Below are 20,063 nucleotides of genomic sequence, written 5' to 3' on the forward strand. Positions count from 1 at the left end.
AGGGGATAATTATGGCCAAATTGTCTGTCCTTAATTCGCCCCTCAATGAAGCATCATGCGCGAAATTGGCTCGGTGCCACGCCACTCCAACGCACAAAGGCATGCCTGAAGCTTGCGGTTTCGCTGAAGCCCAGTGCCTCGGCAATCCGGTAGATCGGCCACTGGTCCTCAGCCAGCAGTTGCTTGGCGCGTTCGAAGCGCAACTCGTCCAACAGCTCCTGGTAGCTGCAGCCCAGGTCATGCAGATGCCGGCGCAGGGTGCGCGCTGAACAGTTCATCTGCTCGGCCAAACCTTCAAGGCCGGGCGCGGCGTCAAGCTGTGCGGTGAGCAGTTGGCGAATTCTGCCAAGCCAGGCCTGGCGCCCGGTGAACTCCAGGTTTTGTTTACGACAACGCTCGGCCATGGCCTGGTGGGTGATGGCGTCGGCCAGGGGCAGAGGTCGGTCCAGCCAGTGTTTGTCGAAGGCAAAGGCATTGGCGGTGGCCTGAAATTGCAGCGTGCAAGGGAAACGCTCGGCGTAGCGCGTGCGGTAGTCGGGGGCGTCATGTTCAAAGCGCGCAGCCAGTAAGGGCAGAGGCTGGCCGAGCAGGTCGTCGCAGATCACTTTGAGCGATGTAAGGCATAACTCGACGTTGAACATTTCCAGGCTGGGGTTTTCCCGGTAATCGCCGGCGGTGAACCAGATGCGCTCACCGTCTTCTTCAAGGCTCAGCTCGAACAGTGTTCCCAGCAGCGCCGGATACCGCAGGGCCAGTCGCAATGCGTCACCAAAGGTGGCACTGGTGAGCAGGGCGTAACCGAGCATGCCGTAGGCCGACACATGCATTTGTGCGCCCAGCTCCAGGCCGACATCGCGGCGCAGGGCCACGGCATTGGCGCACACGCGCATTTCCTGATTGGTGGTGATGCGCGTGTCGGCCCGGGTCAAGTCCGCCGCACAGATGCCGCTGCCGGCCAGCAGTGCCTCATGGGGCAAACCTTTGAAGGTGTTGAGCACCAGCGAAACAGCATTGAGGGTGGTGAGGTGGGAGTGCAGCATTGGGAACTTCCAGCCAGGGGATGGCTGGAAGTGGAGCAAGTTACATGCCGGTCAGCTCAGTTCGCCGCACAGGTCCAGTTCCACCAAGCGGCGCACTTCGCCTGTCTCAAGCCCTGCGCCGAGCAGGGCATTGAGCTTGCCGAACGCGGCTTCGCGGGTCATGCCGCCACCGGACAGCACGCCCACGCCACGCAAGCGGCTGCCGGCTTCGTACACGTCCAGCTCCACGCCGCCTTCATGGCATTGGGTGATTGCGACTACGACGACACCCAGATCCTGCGCACGCTTGAGGCTGGCGAGAAACGCAGGGTTATCGCTCGGCCCGGTGCCGCTGCCGAAGCACTCCAGCACCAGCGCCTGGATGCCGCTGTCGATCAACGCATCCAGTTGCGCGGCGGCGATGCCCGGCACCAGCGGCAACACGCCGACATTGGCCAAGGCTTTGGGCTGGCGGTAATGCAGGGCGGCCGGGATCATGTCGGCCTGGGCGACGCCGCCATTGCGCTGCAGGGCTGCAAATGGATGGCGACCGAAGCTGCGGATTTTCGCGCAACGGGTCGGTGCCATCAGCGCGCCGTGGAAGTACAGCTGCACGCCCGGCGCCAGGCCTTCGCCCAAGGCCGTCAACGCGCCGCTGACGTTTTCCCAGGCATCGCTGTCGGGCACGCCGGCCGGCAGCATGGAGCCGGTGAAGACTACCGGCGCCGGCAGGCCCAGCAGTTGAAAGCTCATGGCTGCCGCGCTGTAGGCCAGGGTGTCGGTGCCGTGCAGGATCAGCACCGCATCGCAGCCTGCGTCCACGGCCTCAACCACGGCGCTGCGCAGATGCTGCCAGTAGGTGGGCGTCATGTTGGCGCTGTCGATCAGTGGCGACATCTCTTGAAAGCGCCAGGTGGGCACTGCTGCATCGGCGAGCTGTTCGCGCATGCGCGCCTCAAATCCCGACGCCGGCGCCAGGCCGTTGGCGCTGGCTTGCATGCCAATGGTGCCGCCGGTGTAGAGCACCATCACGTTGTTAGCTGGTTGCATGAAAAATCTCCTGAACGAAAAACGCCGCCGGGCCCAGAGCATGCCCAAGGCCGGGCGGCGTGTCATCTAGCGGTGATTAACGTTGCGCTTGAGCGCTCAGTTCAGCCGAGGCGACTGCTTCCGGCTTTGCCGGATTGGCCGGCCAGGCCTTGCGGTCCAGGTCCAGGTCGGGGAACTGGCTGGAGTCGAACACCGGCGTCTTGATGCCCGCAGCGCGCTGGTTGTCGTAGTCATTGAGGATGCGCATGGCAATCTTGAACAGGAACGCCAGGGCGAACAGGTTCACGAACGCGAGCAAGGTCATGGTGATGTCGGCGAAGGCGAACACGGTGCTCAGGTTCTCGATCGAACCCCAGAAAATCAGCACCAGCACCAGCGCACGGTAGCCCATCAGCACCTTGCGGTTGTTGCCCACCAGGAAGCGCAAGTTGCTCTCGCCCAGGTAGTAGTTGTACATGATCGAGGTGAACACGAACAACGCCAGGGCCACCGAGATGAACATGCGGCCCCAGTCACCGACTACCGCCGCCAGGGAGTTCTGGGTCAGGGCAATGCCGTCGCCTTCAAAGCCTGGGGTGTAGAAACCGGAGAGCAGGATCAGCAACGCGGTGCAGGTGCAGATCACGAATGTGTCGAGGAACACGCTGAACGCCTGGACCACGCCTTGGGCGATCGGGTGTTCTACCGAGGCCACCGCTGCCACGTTAGGCGCACTGCCTAAACCTGCTTCGTTGGCGAACACGCCGCGCTTCACACCCATGATGATCGCGCTGCCCACCAGGCCACCGAAGGCTTGGTCGAGGCCGAACGCGCTCTTGACGATGGTCGCGAGCATGGCCGGTACGTGGTCGAATTGCAGCACGATCACGTACAGGGTCACAGCGATGTAGACCAGGGTCTTGACCGGCACCAGCAGGTCGGCAATCGAAGCGATGCGCTTGATCCCGCCGATAAATACCAGGCCCAGCAATACGGCCAGCGCCAGGCCGGTGTAGGTGGTGTCCAGGCCGAAGGCGTTGTTCAGCGAGTGAGTCACGGCGTGGGCTTGCAGGCCGTTGAAGGCGAAACCGAAAGTCACCAGCAACAGGAACGCCATGACCATACCCAGCCAGCGCTTCTGCAAACCGTGCTGGATGTAATACGCCGGGCCGCCCCGGTAGGTGCCTTCGGCATCGGTGCGCTTGTACAACTGGCCAAGGGAGCACTCGATAAAGCTCGAGGACATGCCCACCAGCGCGGTGACCCACATCCAGAATACGGCGCCCGGGCCACCCAGGGTCACGGCAATGCCGACGCCGGCGATGTTACCGGCACCCACGCGGCCGGCCAGGCTGAGCATCAGCGCCTGGAAGGAACTGAGCTGGCCGGAGCTGCTCTTCAGGCTGTCTTTGAACACCGAGAACATGTGGAAAAAGTGACGCAACTGTACGAAACGCGAGCGGATCGTGAAATAACCGCCGAGCCCGACAATGAGCACGATCAGTACTTTCCCTGAGAGGAAGTCGTTGATGACTTCGAGCATGGAGTGTTCCTCGCTGATTTTTCTAATGGCAAACGCAGGACGGTCCGATCCCTCACATAGCACCAGGCAGTGCGCGACGGTTCGACCCCAATCCTTTTGCGGGTGTTGTTATTCATGCGCTTTCGCGATGTCTGCGGGCCTCGTTACCGACGGCCGCAGACGCGAAGAGGGGCGGCACTATACCTAGGCGAGCGTGATCCGTCTGCACGGGGCGATTAAAGGTTTCAGCCAGGCGGTTGCAGGCAAGGAGGGTTTGCAGGGCGATATTGGAATTTTTATGGGCTTCATTTCACAACCTTGGGGCAAAAAAAAGGGCCTGAAGAACGAGCCTTCAGGCCCTCAAAAGGTGAGAGGTGTCTAGTCCCTCAACCTGGTGAGCGGTGCATCAAACGCTTAGGCCTTCAGCGGGACCAAACGTGGGGCAATCATGTTTTCGGGGCGCAGGATGTCGTCGAGCATGGCGTCGTCGAGCAAGCCTTCTTCGCGCACCAGTTCCAGCACGCCGCGGCCGCTTTCGAGAGCGATACGCGCAATGCGGGTGGCGTTTTCATAGCCGATGTACGGGTTCAGCGCGGTGACCAAGCCGATGGAGTGTTCCACCAGCTCGCGGCAACGGGCTTCGTTGGCGGTAATGCCGACGATGCAGTGCTCGCGCAGCATGTCCATGGCGCGTTGCAGCAGGCGGATCGAGTCGAAGATCTTGAAAGCGATCAGCGGCTCCATCACGTTCAACTGCAGTTGGCCACCTTCGGCTGCCATGGTCAGCGCCAAGTCGTTACCGATAACCTGGAACGCTACCTGGTTCACGGCTTCCGGGATCACCGGGTTAACCTTGCCGGGCATAATCGAGCTGCCTGGCTGGCGTGCCGGCAGGTTGATCTCGTTGATGCCGGTGCGTGGGCCGCTGGACAGCAGGCGCAGGTCGTTGCAGATCTTCGACAGCTTCACCGCAGTACGCTTGAGCATGCCGGAAAACAGCACGAAAGCGCCCATGTCGGAGGTGGCTTCGATCAAGTCGGCAGCCGGAACCAGCGGCTGGCCGCTGATCAGCGCCAGGCGTTGTACGGCCAGGGCCTGGTAACGTGGGTCGGCGTTGATGCCGGTGCCGATGGCGGTGCCGCCCAGGTTCACTTCGGTCAGCAGCTCTGGCGCCAGGGTTTTCAGGCGGGCCAGGTCTTCACCCAGGGTGGTGGCGAAGGCGCGGAATTCCTGGCCGAGGGTCATCGGCACAGCGTCTTGCAATTGGGTGCGACCCATTTTCAGCACGTGACCGAACTCGACGCCTTTGGCGGCGAATGCCTGGATCAGGCTGTCGAGGCTGGCCAGCAGCGCGTCATGGCCCAGCAGCAGACCCAGGCGGATCGCGGTTGGGTAGGCGTCGTTGGTCGACTGCGCCATGTTCACGTCGTTGTTGGGGTGCAGGTACTGGTACTCGCCCTTGTTGTGGCCCATGGCCTCCAACGCGATGTTGGCGATGACTTCGTTGGCATTCATATTGGTTGAAGTGCCAGCGCCGCCTTGAATCATGTCCACCACGAACTCTTCGTGGAAATCGCCGCGGATCAGACGGGCACACGCTTCGCTGATGGCAGCGTGCTTGGCTTCGCTGAGCTGGCCCAACTCGCGGTTGGCATCAGCGGCTGCTTGCTTGACCATTGCCAGGCCGACCACCAATTTCGGGTAATGCGAAATCGGAACGCCCGAGAGGCGGAAGTTGTTCACCGCTCGCAGGGTCTGGATGCCGTAATACGCTTGAGCCGGTACTTCGAGTACGCCAAGCAGGTCTTTTTCTGTGCGGAATGATGCAGCGGAGGACATGACGGAAATCATCTCGATATGGACCCGGAACAGGCCGGAACGCTGCGAATGCTAGGCTTGTAGAAGTTTTTGGGCCAATGCTGTTAAGCACTGGCCTATGCACAAACGGCATAATGTAGGTGTGACCCGGTTATCATGGCGGGCGTGTGTGCCAAAATGGTGCATACCCGTGGGAGGAAGTGATGAACCTTGAAAGCAAATGGCTGGAAGACTTCAGCGCCCTGGCGGCGACCCGCAGCTTTTCCCAGGCGGCGGAGCGGCGCTTTGTGACCCAGCCGGCCTTCAGTCGACGTATTCGCAGCCTGGAAGCGGCACTGGGGTTAACCCTGGTCAATCGCTCACGCACACCGGTGGAGCTGACGGCGGCGGGGCAGTTGTTCCTGGTCACCGCGCGCACGGTGGTCGAGCAGCTCGGTGAAGTGCTGCGCCATTTGCATCATCTGGAAGGCGGGCAGGGCGAAGTCATGCAAGTGGCCGCCGCCCACTCCCTGGCATTGGGCTTCTTCCCCCGTTGGATCGCGCAACTGCGCAACGAAGGTTTGAACATCGCCACGCGATTGGTTGCCACTAACGTCGGTGACGCCGTGCACGCGCTGCGCGAAGGTGGCTGTGACCTGATGCTCGCGTTCTACGACCCGGACGCGGCCATGCAGATGGACGCCGAGATCTTTCCCTCGCTGCATCTGGGCAACACCGAGATGCTCCCGGTGTGCGCCGCCGACGCCGACGGCAAACCGCTGTTCGACCTGGAAGGTGAGGGCAGCGTGCCGTTGCTGGCCTACAGTGCCGGTGCGTTCCTGGGGCGCTCGGTGAATTTGCTGCTGCGCCAGAGGGCTCTGCGCTTTACCACCATCTATGAAACCGCCATGGCCGACAGCCTCAAGAGCATGGCGCTGGAAGGGCTGGGCATCGCCTGGGTGCCGCAATTGAGCGTACGGGCGGAACTGGCCCGTGGTGAACTGGTAGTGTGCGGCGGGTCGCAATGGCATGTGCCGCTGGAGATTCGCTTGTATCGCTGCGCGCTGGTGCGCAAGGCGAATGTGCGGTTGTTGTGGCGCAAGCTCGAAAGTGGCAGCGCGGTGAGTTCCTCCGCCTGAGCGGAGGAAGGTCAGTGATTGTTCGAACTGATGGAAGTAAAACGGTAAAAGGGCTGTTGGTATTAATCTTTGCTGGCCAGATAATTCTTAATATTTTGCCGATTGGCGGGGCTGAAAGTGTAAGTGGTGGAACTGCTACTGTGGGGTGCCATGTAGGTATAAGTATTAATGTCCTCGTACCAGCTTCCGAATAGCCACCAAGCTTCGAGGAGCTTAAGGCCACTGGCCCAGCGGCGCTTGATATGTACTTCAGAGTCGTCATGTTTGGCCCCTAATAAATGACCGAGCTCATGCGCGACGACTTCTGGCGAGACCAATGATGCGATGGCGAATGTTCCGCCTTTGGTTTCCCCATTTGTTCTCGCGACGCCTAAAACTTTATCGTTTAATGGATCGTTGGTAACGAGAACGACTTTGGTCAACTCATTGGTTTCTAAGCCTTCGTTCGTCATTTCTTCGAGAATTTGAGTGCCGACAGTTCCCCAGCGTATTGCCGCGTCATCAAAAACATCGCCTTTATATTCCATGCTGCTTTGGGGCTCGCGTTGCGCGAAGACGACATTGATTTTCCGCTCTGCGAAGCTCTCCAGCTCGTTTACAACTGGGTGAAAATAATCAGCGTAAATGGTTTTTCGTTTTGACTGCGCCACGTCATTATGAATAACAGCGATAATGGTAATATCTTTTTTGGGTAGGTCTTCGATTGTCTGAGTCATCCTTTAATCCTTTCAAGAAGTTCAAAGTTACTGATAGTGAATCAGGATGTCAGTGAGTGTATTGAATGAGGGCATTCTACCGGGCGGTAATTAATTCTCGACGGTACGGCGGTTTGGCGAGCGGGCATGAGTGTTGTGCTTTGGCGTGCGTTAGAGGCTGACCTTAGAGTCAATAAATCCCTCGGTAGCAAGGAATGACAGATGGTCATTCCAGGGGCTGTTTATCTGGATTATTACGGTATACTGCGCGGCCTTCGGCCGGTCCAACCGGCCTTAATTCGTACACCAAGCCACGCCGGATTTCCCGCGTGGCTTGTTGTTTTTTGACGCGCCTGCGGGCGCCCAGAGAGAAGAGGCACGACGATGAGTGCATTGGTTGGCGTGATCATGGGCTCCAAGTCCGATTGGTCCACCCTTAGCCACACCGCCGATATGCTGGAAAAACTCGGCATTCCGTATGAAGTGAAAGTGGTCTCTGCCCACCGCACCCCGGATTTGCTGTTCCAGTATGCCGATGAAGCAGAATCCCGTGGCATCGAGGTGATCATCGCCGGTGCCGGCGGTGCGGCGCACCTGCCAGGCATGTGTGCGGCCAAGACCCACCTGCCAGTGCTCGGTGTGCCGGTGCAGTCGTCGATGCTCTCGGGCGTGGATTCGCTGTTGTCCATCGTGCAGATGCCGGCCGGTATTCCGGTGGCCACCCTGGCAATCGGCAAGGCCGGCGCGATCAACGCCGCGTTGCTGTCCGCCAGCATCCTGGGTGCCAAGCACCCGCAGTTCCATGCGGTGCTGAAAAAATTCCGTGCTGAGCAGACAGACAGCGTGTTGGACAACCCAGACCCACGTATTGCCTGAAGGTATTGATTGATGAAAATCGGTGTAATCGGTGGCGGCCAACTGGGTCGCATGCTGGCCTTGGCGGGCACCCCGCTGGGGATGAGCTTCGCTTTTCTGGACCCGGCGCCGGACGCCTGCGCGGCGGCCCTGGGTGAACACCTGCGCGCTGACTACAGCGACCCGGACCATCTGCGCCAACTGGCCGATGAAGTCGACCTGGTGACCTTCGAATTCGAAAGCGTCCCGGCTGAAACCGTGGCCTTCCTGTCGCAGTTCGTGCCGGTGTACCCGAGCGCCGAAGCCTTGCGCATCGCTCGCGACCGCTGGTTCGAAAAGAGTATGTTCAAGGACCTGGGCATTCCGACCCCGGCCTTCGCCGATATCCAGTCCCAGGCGGACCTGGACGCCGCCGTCGCCAGCATCGGCCTGCCAGCCGTGCTCAAGACCCGCACCCTGGGTTATGACGGCAAGGGCCAGAAAGTCCTGCGCACCGCTGCCGATGTGGTTGGCACCTTTGCCGAACTGGGCAGTGTCGCCTGCCTGCTGGAAGGCTTTGTGCCGTTCACCGGTGAAGTGTCGCTGATCGCCGTGCGTGCCCGTGACGGCGAGACCCGCTTCTACCCGTTGGTGCACAACACCCACGACAGCGGCATCCTCAAGCTGTCCGTGGCCAGCACCGACCACCCGTTGCAGGCCTTGGCCGAAGACTATTCCAGCCGTGTACTCAAGCAACTGGATTACGTCGGCGTGATGGCGTTCGAGTTCTTTGAAGTCGACGGCGGCCTCAAGGCCAACGAAATCGCCCCGCGCGTGCACAACTCCGGGCACTGGACCACCGAAGGCGCCGAGTGCAGCCAGTTCGAAAACCACCTGCGGGCGGTGGCGGGCTTGCCGTTGGGTTCCACGGCCAAGGTGGGCGAGAGCGCCATGCTCAACTTTATCGGTGCAGTGCCACCGGTAGAAAAAGTCATCGCCATTGATGACTGCCACCTGCACCACTACGGCAAGGCTTTCAAAGTCGGGCGTAAAGTTGGCCACGCCAACCTGCGCTGCAAGGACCGTGCGACCCTTGAGGCGCAGATCCTCAAGGTCGAAGCACTGATCGCCGAGCAATAACCTTGAGGGCGGCGGGAACCATTGGTTATCGCTGCCTCTCTGATTGCAGGACGCTAAAGTCTGACTAGGCTTTTGTGTAGTTCACTTCATTCAGAGGGAAATGCCATGGGTATCATTGGAACCATCTTTATCGGCTTGATCGTCGGCCTGCTGGCGCGCTTCCTCAAGCCTGGCGACGACAGCATGGGCTGGATCATGACCATCCTGCTGGGTATCGCAGGTTCCCTGGTTGCCACCTACGGTGGTCAGGCCCTGGGCATCTACCAGGCGGGTCAAGGCGCGGGCTTCCTCGGCGCGCTGATCGGCGCCATCGTGTTGCTGGTAATCTACGGCCTGCTGAGAAAGAAATGATCTAAGCGACAAAGCCCTCTGCGCTGCGCAGGCGCAGAGGGCTAGAATGCTCGGCATCTGAACTTGCCGAGCTTTTTTCATGCGCCGTCTTTTATTCACACTCCTCCTGTTGGGCTCCGGCCTGGCGCACGCCGGTGAACTGCCGGAAACCGATTGGCTCGACCTGATGCCGCTTTCAGACCAGAAAGCCCTCGAAGCCATGCCCGAGATCGACCACAACTCCCCCGAAGCCCAAGGCACGTTCACCGACAAAGGTGGCTTGAAGCAGAGCAAAGGCTTGCCGGCGGTGATGTACTCGACCAAGACCGTGGCCGCCATGAACGGCAAGAACATCCGCATCGGCGGCTACCCGGTACCGTTGGAAACCGACGAGAAGGGCCGCAGCACCCTGTTTTTCCTGGTGCCGTACCCAGGCGCCTGCATCCACGTACCGCCACCGCCGCCTAACCAGTTGGTGCTGGTGCGTTATCCCAAGGGGCTGAAGCTGGATGATATCTACACGCCGCTGTGGGTGACGGGCACGTTGAAGGTGGAGAAGGTCAACAATGACCTGGCAGATGCGGCGTATGCGCTGGATGCGGGGAAGGTCAGAGTAGTGAAAGAGTCCGATCTCTAAGCCAAGCACCCCATCAATGTGGGAGCTGGCTTGCCTGCGATAGCATCACCTCGGTATCACTGATTCACCGAGGCGCCTGTATCGCGGGCAAGCCCAGCTCCCACACAAGCGTGCTCACACATGTTGATTGGTTTTTACAGAGCGAAGCTGGCGATGCTCACACCCAAGGTATGGCTTGCACCCGGCGCCAGGCTCACCACATCATCCAGCACATTCGCCGTCTCGATGCACAGCATGCCCTGCCAGCCATCATCGGCCATGTCGTCAAACGCCTTGGCGCGTTCGGTCCACGGGTTCCAGATCACCGTCGAGTTCGAACCCTCGGCGGTCAGTTGGATGCGACGCTGCCAATCGGTATCGACGATATCCAACTGCGCCGGAGTATTCAGGTAGATACGGTCAGTTTCGGCACTGAAGTGCAGCAGGCCGGACTGCTTCTTCTCGGCCCAGCCATCGGCGGTGTCGATATACGCCAGCCCATCCAGCCCTTCGACCTGCACCTTGCGCACGTCACTCACGGCGAAATACGTGTGCAGCGCCTGGCTGAGTGTCACGGTGTCGGTGCCACGGTTGTGGCTGGTCAGGCGAATGTGCAGTTGATCGCCCAACAGCAGGCTCAGTGTCAGGTCGACCTGATGCGGCCAGCCGGGGAAGCCGCCCTCGGGAGCCGGCAGCACCAAATCCACCCGCAGCGCTTGGCCTTCGAGTTCGCTCGCAGCCAGCTCCCACTGTGCCGTGCGCACAAAACCATGGGCACCGGCCGGTTGCTCGCTCTGGCGCATCGCCTTGACGCTCTGCGGGTTGCGGTCAAACACACCAAACCATGGCCAGCACACCGGCACGCCGGTACGGATGCCCTTGCCTTGCTTGTACACCGCCGCAGGGTTCGGCCAAATCAGCGGCTGTTCGCCCTGACGCTGGTAACTGAAGATGTGCGCGCCCTGTTGGGCCACCATCAATTCAGCGCCATTGTGGCGAATGCGCCAGCAGTCCAGCTCGTCGATTTTCACAGTTTCAACGTGGGGCACAGGCATACAAAGCACTCTTTATGGCAGGCAATGGGGCAATTGACCGTCAAAACCCGGTGAGGTTTAACGCGCGCGCGACGGTACCGAACGCGTGCGGCCGCTGCCATCGATGGCGACGAACACAAACACCGCCTCGGTGACTTTGCGCCATTCGCTCGACAGCGGGTCGTCGCTCCACACTTCGACCATCATCTGGATCGAGCTGCGGCCGATTTCCAGGGCCTGCGTGTAGAAAGACAGCTGCGCGCCGACGGCCACCGGCACCAGGAATGCCATGCGATCAATCGCTACGGTGGCCACGCGGCCGCCGGCGACCTTGCTGGCCATGGCCGTGCCGGCCAGGTCCATCTGCGCGACCAGCCAGCCGCCGAAGATATCGCCAAATCCATTGGTTTCACGCGGCAACGCGGTGATTTGCAAGGCGAGATCGCCTTGCGGGATAGGATCTTCTTGTTCGAGTTCAATCATGCCGAGGGTGCCTCTGACCCGTAACGCTTCATGGGTGTTTCAAGTGGATAGCCGTCTTCTGGAAAAACGTTTCAGCACCAACCTACACCGCTCGATACGTTTCTCGTAAGGCGCACTAAAGGGAAACTCTGCCAAAGCGGCTGGAACGTAACCTGAGGCTCTTCCAACAACGTTTTGGCACAGCAGCCCCTCAAGACAGCGGGTTTGGCGCTGGCACGGGCCGAGTATATCGAGACCCTGTGGCGACGACGACCTCCGCAAGCTCATTTGGTCGGCAAATCTGCGCTGTATCGCGGCTTTTTGCAGAAACTGTGCCTATCGCCGGGATTATTTACAGCGTCCGGGCTGTTATTCGGGTGAGCACCTTTGCAAGAGAAGCCCGACATGCCAGCGTTCCCGCGAGCGCTGTGCACACGCGGGCGTCAAGCAACGCTGTGCTTTTGCGGGCGATTTGTTATCGTGCCGAACCGACCCCGGCGCTTGCCGGGGTCTCGCGTTCGCCGTCCTGACAATAAGAGAAGCCTTGCCATGTCCTCCGTGCCTGCAAGCAGTGCGCAACCTTCGCGCCCGCTGACCCGCAACGACTACAAAACCCTGTCGCTGTCTGCCTTGGGCGGGGCGCTGGAATTCTACGACTTCATTATCTTTGTATTTTTCGCCACCGTGGTCGGGAAGCTGTTTTTCCCCGTCGACATGCCTGAATGGCTGCGCATGATGCAGACCTTCGGCATCTTCGCCGCCGGCTACCTGGCACGCCCGCTGGGCGGCATCATCATGGCGCACTTCGGTGACCTGCTGGGCCGCAAGAAAATGTTCACCCTGAGCATCTTCATGATGGCCGTGCCGACCCTGATCATGGGCCTGCTGCCGACCTACGCACAGATCGGCCTGTGGGCGCCGCTATTGTTGCTGCTGATGCGCGTCATCCAGGGCGCCGCCATTGGCGGCGAAGTACCGGGCGCCTGGGTGTTTGTTTCCGAACACGTGCCGCCGCGCCACATCGGCTATGCCTGCGGCACCCTGACCAGCGGCCTCACCGCCGGTATTTTGCTGGGCTCGCTGGTGGCCACCGCCATCAACACCCTCTATACCCCGGAGCAGGTCTCGGATTACGCGTGGCGTATCCCGTTCCTGCTGGGCGGTGTGTTCGGCCTGCTGTCGGTGTACTTGCGCCGCTGGTTGCACGAAACACCGATCTTCGCCGAGATGCAGCAGCGCAAAACCCTGGCTGCCGAGCTGCCGTTGCGCGCGGTATTGCGTGACCACCGCGGTGCCATTGTGCTGTCGATGCTGCTGACGTGGTTGCTGTCGGCGGGTGTGGTTGTGGTCATCCTGATGACCCCGACCGTGCTGCAAACCGTCTACCACTTCAGCCCGACCGTGGCGCTGCAAGCCAACAGCCTGGCGATCGTTACGCTGAGCCTGGGCTGCATCGCCTCCGGCGCGCTGGCTGACCGTTTTGGTGCTGGTCGCGTTTTGGTCACCGGTTGCGCGTTGCTGCTGGCCACCTCCTGGACGCTGTATCACAGCCTGATGGCTCACCCGGACTGGTTGTTCCCGCTGTACGCGTTGACCGGCCTGTTTGTGGGCACCATCGGTGTAGTGCCCTACGTGATGGTGAAAGCATTCCCGCCGGTGGTGCGTTTCAGCGGCTTATCGTTCTCCTACAATGTGGCCTATGCCGTGTTCGGCGGCCTGACGCCATTGGCGGTATCGCTGCTGATGAAGGAAAGCCCGATGGGCCCTGCTTATTACGTGGCCGTCCTGTGCGTGATGGGGATCGCGGTGGGCGGTTACCTGTGGAAACGCGGACGCTGATATAGCCCTGTGGCGAGGGCGCTTGCTCCCGCTGGGTTGCGTAGCGGCCCCAGGCATGGGACTGCTGTGCAGTCCAACGGGAGCAAGCGCCCTCGCCACAGGTTTTGGGTTCACCAACGATTACAGCGTGTTTCTGAAACACCGCTTAAAGCGCTTCAACCTCCTCGCAAGCCCCGGATTTATTGCACTTTCCCCTTCCTGTCAGGTTTTTCATAAATACTGGCCTTTCATCTAATTGTCATATTCCAGACATAGAGTGTTCACACGGCCTACCGATACTTGGCCCCGATCCAACTATCCCTATCTGCTAGGAGCAAGGCATGAAACTGAAACGTTTGATGGCGGCAATGACTTTTGTCGCTGCTGGCGTTGCGACCGCCAACGCGGTGGCCGCTGGTGTTGATCCGGCAATCCCGGCTTACGTTAAGACCACTGGTGTGTCGGGCAACTTGTCCAGCGTCGGTTCCGATACCCTGGCTAACCTGATGACCCTGTGGGCTGAGGGTTACAAAAAGGAATACCCGAACGTCAACATCCAGATTCAGGCCGCCGGCTCCGCCACTGCACCTCCTGCGCTGACTGAAGGCACCTCCAACCTGGGCCCGATGAGCCGCAAGATGAAGGACACCGAACTGGCGGCCTTCGAGCAAAAGTACGGTTACAAGCCAACCGCTATCCCGGTTGCCGTGGATGCCCTGGCCGTGTTCGTACACAAGGACAACCCGATCCAGCACCTGACCATGGAACAAGTCGACGCGATTTTCTCCTCGACGCGTCTGTGCGGTGCTAAAGCCGACGTTAAAACCTGGGGCGACCTGGGTGTGACCGGCGACCTGGCCAACAAGCCGGTTCAGCTGTTTGGTCGTAACTCGGTATCCGGCACCTACGGCTACTTCAAAGAAGAAGCCCTGTGCAAAGGCGACTACAAGCCAAACGTCAACGAACAACCCGGCTCGGCTTCGGTCGTGCAGTCGATCAGCTCCTCGCTGAACGGCATTGGTTACTCGGGCATCGGCTACAAGACCGCCAGCGTGAAGACCGTGGCCCTGGCCAAGAAAGGCAGCACTGACTTCATCGAAGACAGCGAAGAAAACGCCCTGAACGGCAAATACCCGCTGTCGCGCTTCCTCTACGTGTACGTCAACAAAGCCCCGAACAAGCCTCTGGCCCCGCTGGAAGCTGAGTTCGTGAAGCTGGTTCTGTCCAAACAGGGCCAGGAAGTGGTCGTCAAAGACGGCTACATCCCACTGCCGGCTAAAGTGGCTGCCAAGGCCCTGGCTGACCTGGGTTTGAAAGAAGGCAACTAAGCCTGCAATACCTGGTGTAGCAGCGGGCCCTGTGGAAGCGGGCTTGCTGTGGCGAGGGAGCTTGCTCCCGTTCGACTGCGTAGCAGTCGCAAGCCTTGGGGGCGCTTCGCACCCCAGCGCAAGCAAGCTTGCTCGCCACAGTAATCCCTTGCTCCTTAAGCCCGTCTACACCCCTAATTTTTTAGTCCGCTGCCAGCCCTGCTACGCGGCGGATTTCTTGCGTCACTGCATTGTCATCTTTCTGTCATACAGGATCGCTAGGGTGTGCGCATGAATGATCTGGCCAATTCCACCATGACGACGACTTCTCCCCCCAAGCGTATTGATTTCAATACGCCTGAGCTGCAACGCAAGCGCCGCATTCGCGCGCTCAAGGATCGCCTGACCCGCTGGTACGTGTTGATCGGCGGCCTCGCCGTGCTCGGCGCCATCACCCTGATCTTCTTCTTCCTGGCTTATGTAGTTGCGCCTTTGTTCCAGGGTGCCTCGCTGACCAAGGAAGACGCGCTGACACCCGCCTGGATGCAGGATGCCGGCAAGCCGCTGATGATCTCCCTCGAAGAACAGAACCAAGTCGCCATGCGGGTTTCCGACAAGGGCCAGGCGTTGTTCTTTGATGTGAGCACCGGTGCCGAGCTCAAGCGTGTCGACCTGCCATTGCCTGCGGGCGCCACTGTGGCCTCGATCGGTAAAGACCAGCCCGGCAGCCCGTTAGTGATCCTCGGTTTGTCCAATGGCCAGTCCCTGGTGTTCCGCCACACTTATAAAGTGTCGTACCCGGACGGCAAAAAGACCATTACACCGGCCATTGAATACCCTTACGGCGAAACGCCCATCGTCCTCGACGAGCAGGGCCGCCCGCTGGAGCACGTCGCCCTTAACGCCACCGATTCATCGCTGGTGGTTGCAGGCTCCGCGGGTTCGTTCTTGAACGTACTGAGCCTGAGCCGCGAAGAAAACATGATGACCGGTGAAGTCACCAGCGAGCAGAAGCGCATCGAGCTGCCGCAAATGACCGAACCGGTGAAGGCGATTTTCGTCGACCCACGCCAGCAGTGGCTGTATGTGGTCAACGGCCGCGCCCTCGCCGACGTCTTCAACTTGCGCGATAACAGCCTCAACGGCCGCTACAAACTGCTGGAAGACGGCAACGCCGAAATCACCGCCAGCACCCAGTTGGTGGGCGGTATCTCGCTGATCGTCGGTAACTCCAAGGGTGGCCTGGCCCAGTGGTTCATGGCCCGTGACCCGGACGGCGAGCAACGCCTGAAGCAGATTCGCACCTTCCAGATGGGCACCGCGCCTATCGTGGAAATCACCGCCGAGGAGCGTCGCAAAGGCTTCACCGCCCTGGACGCGTCCGGCAAGTTCGGCGTGTTCCACAGCACCGCGCATCGCACCTTGCTGGTGGACCCTGTGGTGGATGGCCAAGGCCTGTTCGGCATGTCGCCACGCGCCAACCGCGTGATCGTCGAAGCCGGCGGCAAGCTGCAACCGCTGCTGCTCGACAACCCGCACCCGGAAGTGTCCTGGAGCGCGCTGTGGAGCAAGGTCTGGTACGAAAACTACGACGAGCCTAAGTACGTCTGGCAATCGACCGCCGCCAACACCGACTTCGAACCCAAAATGAGTTTGGCCCCGCTGACCTTCGGTACCCTCAAGGCTGCGTTCTACGCCATGCTGCTGGCCGCGCCACTGGCGGTGGCTGCGGCCATCTACACCGCTTACTTCATGGCCCCGAGCCTGCGCCGCAAGGTCAAGCCGGTGATCGAACTGATGGAAGCGATGCCGACGGTGATCCTCGGCTTCTTCGCCGGCCTGTTCCTGGCGCCGTATGTAGAAGGGCACTTGCCGGGCATTTTCAGCCTGCTGATGTTGCTGCCGATTGGCATCCTGGTCGCCGGTTTTGTCTTCAGCCGTTTGCCTGAGTCGATCCGCCTGCGTGTTCCGGATGGCTGGGAAAGCGCGAAGATCCTGATTCCGGTGATCCTGTTTGTGGGCTGGCTCTCGCTGTACATGAGCCCCTACCTGGAAACCTGGTTCTTCGGCGGCGACATGCGCATGTGGATCTCCCACGACCTGGGCATCACTTACGACCAGCGCAACGCACTGGTCGTCGGTCTGGCCATGGGTTTTGCGGTAATCCCGAACATCTACTCCATCGCCGAAGACGCGGTGTTCAGCGTGCCGCGCGGCCTCACCCTGGGCTCGTTGGCCCTGGGTGCCACGCCGTGGCAGACCATGACCCGCGTGGTGATCCTGACCGCCAGCCCAGGCATCTTCTCCGCACTGATGATCGGCATGGGCCGCGCCGTGGGTGAAACCATGATCGTGCTGATGGCCACCGGTAACACCCCGGTGATGGAGATGAACCTGTTCGAAGGCCTGCGCACATTGGCGGCCAACGTTGCGGTGGAGATGCCGGAGTCGGAAGTCGGTGGCAGTCACTACCGCGTGCTGTTCCTCTCGGCGCTGGTGCTGCTGCTGTTCACCTTCATCATGAACACCCTCGCCGAGCTGATCCGTCAGCGTCTGCGCAAGAAATACTCGTCGCTTTAAGAAAGGTAGAAGTCTGTGAAACAGAACTCCCTGAATGGATGGTTCAAGAGCGGCGCCCCCGGCGTCTGGATCAGCGGTGGCGCGGTGTCCATCGCGGTCATCATGACCATTGGTTTGCTGGCCGTGATTGCCGTGCGTGGTCTGGGCCACTTCTGGCCGGCCGACCTGATCCAGGCCAACTACAGCGTGCCTGGCCAGGAAAACCATATCGTCATCGGCGAAGTGGTGCAGAAGGAAGAAGTGCCGCGCGAGCGCCTCAAAAGCGCGGGCCTGCCGGTGCCGGACCAAGGCCCGGAATTCATGACCCGCGAGCTGATCAAGGTCGGTAACCGCGACTTGAATGGCAACGACTTCACCTGGATCGTCGGCGAGTGGTTGAAAGACCAGACCACACCGAAGAACCTGATGGCCATCGAACGTCGTGAGTGGGGCAACTTCTACGGCACCCTGGTCAACGTCAAGCAGGACGGCAAGGTGATCGCCGAAGGCGAAGCCGCATGGCCGGAGCTGCAAGCCCGCGTCGACCGTGTGAACAAGTTGGCGGCCCAGCTCAAGAGCCTTGAGAAAACCGACATCGGCGCGATCAACGCAGGCCTGGAACGCATCCGCCTGCACGGCCGCAAGCTGGAGCTGGAGGGCAAGCTCGACGCTGCCGCCCAGGCCGACATGGACTCCGGCCGCGCCGAATTGAATGCCCGTTACCAGGACATCGAAGCACGCCTGGCCGACCTGCACACCCAGTTCAACCGCGACAGCCTCACGGCCCGCGACGGCAACGGCAAAGAAATCGAAATCGGTATCGGCAAAGTGGTGCACGCCTACCAGCCGAACGCCATGGGCACCCTGACCAAGGTGGGGTTCTACTTCAGCAAGGTCTGGGAATTCTTGAGCGATGACCCACGGGAAGCCAACACCGAAGGCGGGATCTTCCCGGCCATCTTCGGCACCGTGATGATGACCCTGATCATGGCGATGATCGTGACCCCGTTCGGCGTGCTGGCGGCGGTGTACCTGCGTGAATACGCCAAGCAGAACACCCTGACTCGCATTATCCGTATCGCGGTGAATAACCTGGCCGGTGTACCGGCCATCGTTTACGGCGTGTTCGGCCTGGGCTTCTTTGTGTATGTACTGGGTGGCTCGGTTGACCGCCTGTTCTTCGCCGAAGCCCTGCCGGCACCGACTTTCGGTACGCCGGGCCTGTTGTGGGCCTCGCTGACCCTGGCGCTGCTGGCAGTGCCGGTGGTGATCGTGGCTACCGAAGAAGGCTTGGCGCGGATTCCTCGTACCGTGCGTGAAGGTTCCCTGGCACTGGGCGCAACCAAGGCGGAAACGCTGTGGAAGATCGTGCTGCCGATGGCCAGCCCGGCGATGATGACGGGCATGATCCTCGCCGTGGCCCGCGCCGCCGGTGAAGTGGCGCCGCTGATGCTGGTGGGTGTGGTCAAGCTGGCACCGTCGCTGCCGCTGGACGGCAACTACCCGTACCTGCACCTGGACCAGAAGATCATGCACCTGGGCTTCCATATTTATGACGTCGGTTTCCAGAGCCCCAACGTCGAAGCGGCACGCCCGCTGGTGTACGCCACCGCGCTGCTGCTGGTGCTGGTGATCGCCACGCTGAACTTGTCGGCCGTGTGGATTCGTAACCACCTGCGCGAAAAATACAAGGCGCTGGACAGCTAATTGAAGTGAACGCGGACTAAATGTGGGAGCGGGCTTGCTCGCGAATGCGGTGTATCAGAAACATATTTGCTGGCTGAACCACCGCTTTCGCGAGCAAGCCCGCTCCCACACTGGACCGCGTAACACATAGATTTTTGAGTAAACCGCCCCGGCGGTTCAACCAAACGAATTGGTAGCACAGGGAGCATCCCATGCAACATGAAACCCACACCCACGGCATCAACATGTCGGCCCTGGGTCGCGACAAGCAGAGCCTGAGCCTGGCCCAGGAAACCGTGGCCATCGAAGTGCCGGGCCTGAGCCTGTACTACGGTGAAAAGCAGGCGCTGTTCGATGTCAGCATGAACATCCCCAAGCAGCGCGTGACCGCCTTTATCGGCCCGTCCGGCTGCGGCAAGTCCACACTGCTGCGCACCTTCAACCGCATGAACGACCTGGTTGACGGTTGCCGCGTAGAAGGCGCGATCAACCTGTACGGCAGCAACATCTATCGCAAAGGCGAGGACGTGGCCGAACTGCGTCGCCGCGTGGGCATGGTGTTCCAGAAGCCGAACCCGTTTCCCAAGACCATCTACGAAAACGTGGTGTATGGCCTGCGCATCCAGGGCATCAACAAAAAACGCATCCTCGACGAAGCCGTCGAGTGGGCCTTGAAAGGCGCGGCGTTGTGGGACGAAGTCAAAGACCGCCTGCATGAATCGGCACTCGGCCTGTCCGGCGGCCAGCAGCAGCGCCTGGTGATCGCCCGCACCATCGCCGTGGAGCCGGAAGTGTTGCTGCTCGACGAACCCTGCTCGGCACTCGACCCGATCTCGACGTTGAAAGTCGAAGAGCTGATCTATGAGCTGAAATCCAAGTTCACCATCGTCATCGTGACCCACAACATGCAACAGGCGGCGCGGGTTTCGGACTACACCGCGTTCATGTACATGGGCAAGCTGGTGGAGTTCGGCGACACCGACACCTTGTTCACCAACCCGGCGAAGAAGCAGACCGAAGACTACATCACCGGTCGTTACGGCTAGTACGCGGTGGTTCTGATTGCACTGAATGCT

General features: G+C 60.5%; 18 protein-coding genes. 11 read left to right on the forward strand and 7 right to left on the reverse strand.

Annotated features, from left to right (window positions below; translation table 11 throughout):
* Positions 1-53: 53 nt before the first annotated feature.
* From QF043_RS29195 to QF043_RS29205, 3 genes are all read right to left on the reverse strand, one after another.
* Positions 54-1,040, reverse strand: coding sequence for an AraC family transcriptional regulator (locus QF043_RS29195; protein ID WP_307421134.1), 987 nt, complete (start codon positions 1,038-1,040; stop codon positions 54-56).
* Between the two features lie 51 nt (positions 1,041-1,091).
* The gene (locus QF043_RS29200; RefSeq protein ID WP_307421135.1) at positions 1,092-2,069 is read right to left on the reverse strand and encodes an asparaginase; all 978 of its coding nucleotides are present in this window, start codon (positions 2,067-2,069) and stop codon (positions 1,092-1,094) included.
* A gap of 76 nt (positions 2,070-2,145) precedes the next feature.
* Complete coding sequence (locus QF043_RS29205; RefSeq protein ID WP_056860884.1) at positions 2,146-3,591, reverse strand: sodium:alanine symporter family protein; 1,446 nt, start codon at positions 3,589-3,591, stop codon at positions 2,146-2,148.
* A 193-nt stretch (positions 3,592-3,784) separates the two neighbouring features.
* Here QF043_RS29205 and QF043_RS29210 point away from each other — a divergent pair, with 193 nt between their 5' ends.
* Positions 3,785-3,952, forward strand: coding sequence for a hypothetical protein (locus QF043_RS29210; RefSeq protein WP_307421136.1), 168 nt, complete (start codon positions 3,785-3,787; stop codon positions 3,950-3,952).
* A gap of 32 nt (positions 3,953-3,984) precedes the next feature.
* On the opposite strand, the gene aspA is transcribed toward QF043_RS29210, so the two are convergent.
* The gene (gene aspA, locus QF043_RS29215) at positions 3,985-5,409 is read right to left on the reverse strand and encodes an aspartate ammonia-lyase (RefSeq protein ID WP_017135792.1); all 1,425 of its coding nucleotides are present in this window, start codon (positions 5,407-5,409) and stop codon (positions 3,985-3,987) included.
* Between the two features lie 182 nt (positions 5,410-5,591).
* Between aspA and QF043_RS29220 the strand changes: the two genes are divergently transcribed.
* A complete protein-coding gene (locus QF043_RS29220; protein ID WP_307421137.1) occupies positions 5,592-6,506 on the forward strand; it encodes a LysR substrate-binding domain-containing protein in 915 nt (304 codons plus the stop codon).
* Between the two features lie 62 nt (positions 6,507-6,568).
* Here the strand turns inward: QF043_RS29220 and QF043_RS29225 are convergent, their stop codons facing one another.
* On the reverse strand, positions 6,569-7,222 hold the full coding sequence (locus tag QF043_RS29225) for a reprolysin-like metallopeptidase (protein WP_307421138.1): 654 nt from the start codon (positions 7,220-7,222) through the stop codon (positions 6,569-6,571).
* A 363-nt stretch (positions 7,223-7,585) separates the two neighbouring features.
* Here QF043_RS29225 and purE point away from each other — a divergent pair, with 363 nt between their 5' ends.
* The 4 genes from purE (at position 7,586) to QF043_RS29245 (ending at position 10,142) form a co-directional block, all read left to right on the forward strand.
* Entirely contained in the window at positions 7,586-8,077 is a 492-nt protein-coding gene (purE, locus tag QF043_RS29230) for a 5-(carboxyamino)imidazole ribonucleotide mutase (RefSeq protein WP_003195648.1), read from the forward strand.
* 12 nt (positions 8,078-8,089) lie between these two features.
* Positions 8,090-9,175, forward strand: a complete 1,086-nt coding sequence (locus QF043_RS29235; RefSeq protein ID WP_307421139.1) for a 5-(carboxyamino)imidazole ribonucleotide synthase — start codon at positions 8,090-8,092, stop codon at positions 9,173-9,175.
* Positions 9,176-9,280: 105 nt separating this feature from the next.
* Complete coding sequence (locus tag QF043_RS29240) at positions 9,281-9,526, forward strand: GlsB/YeaQ/YmgE family stress response membrane protein (RefSeq protein ID WP_015886585.1); 246 nt, start codon at positions 9,281-9,283, stop codon at positions 9,524-9,526.
* Between the two features lie 79 nt (positions 9,527-9,605).
* Complete coding sequence (locus tag QF043_RS29245; RefSeq protein WP_307421140.1) at positions 9,606-10,142, forward strand: DUF3299 domain-containing protein; 537 nt, start codon at positions 9,606-9,608, stop codon at positions 10,140-10,142.
* 134 nt (positions 10,143-10,276) lie between these two features.
* Here QF043_RS29245 and QF043_RS29250 read toward each other — a convergent pair whose 3' ends face one another.
* Positions 10,277-11,176 carry a D-hexose-6-phosphate mutarotase gene (locus tag QF043_RS29250; protein WP_307421141.1) on the reverse strand — a complete coding sequence of 300 codons (900 nt, stop codon included), beginning with the start codon at positions 11,174-11,176 and terminating at the stop codon, positions 10,277-10,279.
* Positions 11,177-11,233: 57 nt separating this feature from the next.
* Complete coding sequence (locus tag QF043_RS29255; RefSeq protein WP_003176975.1) at positions 11,234-11,638, reverse strand: acyl-CoA thioesterase; 405 nt, start codon at positions 11,636-11,638, stop codon at positions 11,234-11,236.
* A gap of 528 nt (positions 11,639-12,166) precedes the next feature.
* Between QF043_RS29255 and QF043_RS29260 the strand changes: the two genes are divergently transcribed.
* From QF043_RS29260 to pstB, 5 genes are all read left to right on the forward strand, one after another.
* Complete coding sequence (locus QF043_RS29260) at positions 12,167-13,456, forward strand: MFS transporter (RefSeq protein ID WP_219337450.1); 1,290 nt, start codon at positions 12,167-12,169, stop codon at positions 13,454-13,456.
* A 320-nt stretch (positions 13,457-13,776) separates the two neighbouring features.
* Entirely contained in the window at positions 13,777-14,763 is a 987-nt protein-coding gene (locus QF043_RS29265; protein ID WP_017135798.1) for a phosphate ABC transporter substrate-binding protein PstS, read from the forward strand.
* Positions 14,764-15,285: 522 nt separating this feature from the next.
* Positions 15,286-17,322: an ABC transporter permease subunit gene (locus QF043_RS29270; protein ID WP_307421546.1), complete on the forward strand. Its 2,037-nt coding sequence runs from the start codon at positions 15,286-15,288 to the stop codon at positions 17,320-17,322.
* A 15-nt stretch (positions 17,323-17,337) separates the two neighbouring features.
* A complete protein-coding gene (gene pstA, locus QF043_RS29275; protein ID WP_017135800.1) occupies positions 17,338-19,008 on the forward strand; it encodes a phosphate ABC transporter permease PstA in 1,671 nt (556 codons plus the stop codon).
* A gap of 191 nt (positions 19,009-19,199) precedes the next feature.
* Positions 19,200-20,033: a phosphate ABC transporter ATP-binding protein PstB gene (pstB, locus tag QF043_RS29280; protein ID WP_058421111.1), complete on the forward strand. Its 834-nt coding sequence runs from the start codon at positions 19,200-19,202 to the stop codon at positions 20,031-20,033.
* Positions 20,034-20,063: the final 30 nt, after the last annotated feature.

The organism is Pseudomonas sp. W3I7 (assembly GCF_030816095.1).
Taxonomy (GTDB): Bacteria; Pseudomonadota; Gammaproteobacteria; order Pseudomonadales; family Pseudomonadaceae; genus Aquipseudomonas; species Aquipseudomonas salomonii.

Bases quoted from the DNA above. Each gene is read 5' to 3' on its own strand.
- QF043_RS29195 (WP_307421134.1), bottom strand. From the start codon at position 1,040: ATGCTGCACTCCCACCTCACCACCCTCAATGCTGTTTCGCTGGTGCTC.
- QF043_RS29200 (WP_307421135.1), bottom strand. From the start codon at position 2,069: ATGCAACCAGCTAACAACGTGATGGTGCTCTACACCGGCGGCACCATT.
- QF043_RS29205 (WP_056860884.1), bottom strand. From the start codon at position 3,591: ATGCTCGAAGTCATCAACGACTTCCTCTCAGGGAAAGTACTGATCGTG.
- aspA (WP_017135792.1), bottom strand. From the start codon at position 5,409: ATGTCCTCCGCTGCATCATTCCGCACAGAAAAAGACCTGCTTGGCGTA.
- QF043_RS29220 (WP_307421137.1), top strand. From the start codon at position 5,592: ATGAACCTTGAAAGCAAATGGCTGGAAGACTTCAGCGCCCTGGCGGCG.
- QF043_RS29225 (WP_307421138.1), bottom strand. From the start codon at position 7,222: ATGACTCAGACAATCGAAGACCTACCCAAAAAAGATATTACCATTATC.
- purE (WP_003195648.1), top strand. From the start codon at position 7,586: ATGAGTGCATTGGTTGGCGTGATCATGGGCTCCAAGTCCGATTGGTCC.
- QF043_RS29235 (WP_307421139.1), top strand. From the start codon at position 8,090: ATGAAAATCGGTGTAATCGGTGGCGGCCAACTGGGTCGCATGCTGGCC.
- QF043_RS29240 (WP_015886585.1), top strand. From the start codon at position 9,281: ATGGGTATCATTGGAACCATCTTTATCGGCTTGATCGTCGGCCTGCTG.
- QF043_RS29245 (WP_307421140.1), top strand. From the start codon at position 9,606: ATGCGCCGTCTTTTATTCACACTCCTCCTGTTGGGCTCCGGCCTGGCG.
- QF043_RS29250 (WP_307421141.1), bottom strand. From the start codon at position 11,176: ATGCCTGTGCCCCACGTTGAAACTGTGAAAATCGACGAGCTGGACTGC.
- QF043_RS29255 (WP_003176975.1), bottom strand. From the start codon at position 11,638: ATGATTGAACTCGAACAAGAAGATCCTATCCCGCAAGGCGATCTCGCC.
- QF043_RS29260 (WP_219337450.1), top strand. From the start codon at position 12,167: ATGTCCTCCGTGCCTGCAAGCAGTGCGCAACCTTCGCGCCCGCTGACC.
- QF043_RS29265 (WP_017135798.1), top strand. From the start codon at position 13,777: ATGAAACTGAAACGTTTGATGGCGGCAATGACTTTTGTCGCTGCTGGC.
- QF043_RS29270 (WP_307421546.1), top strand. From the start codon at position 15,286: ATGCAGGATGCCGGCAAGCCGCTGATGATCTCCCTCGAAGAACAGAAC.
- pstB (WP_058421111.1), top strand. From the start codon at position 19,200: ATGCAACATGAAACCCACACCCACGGCATCAACATGTCGGCCCTGGGT.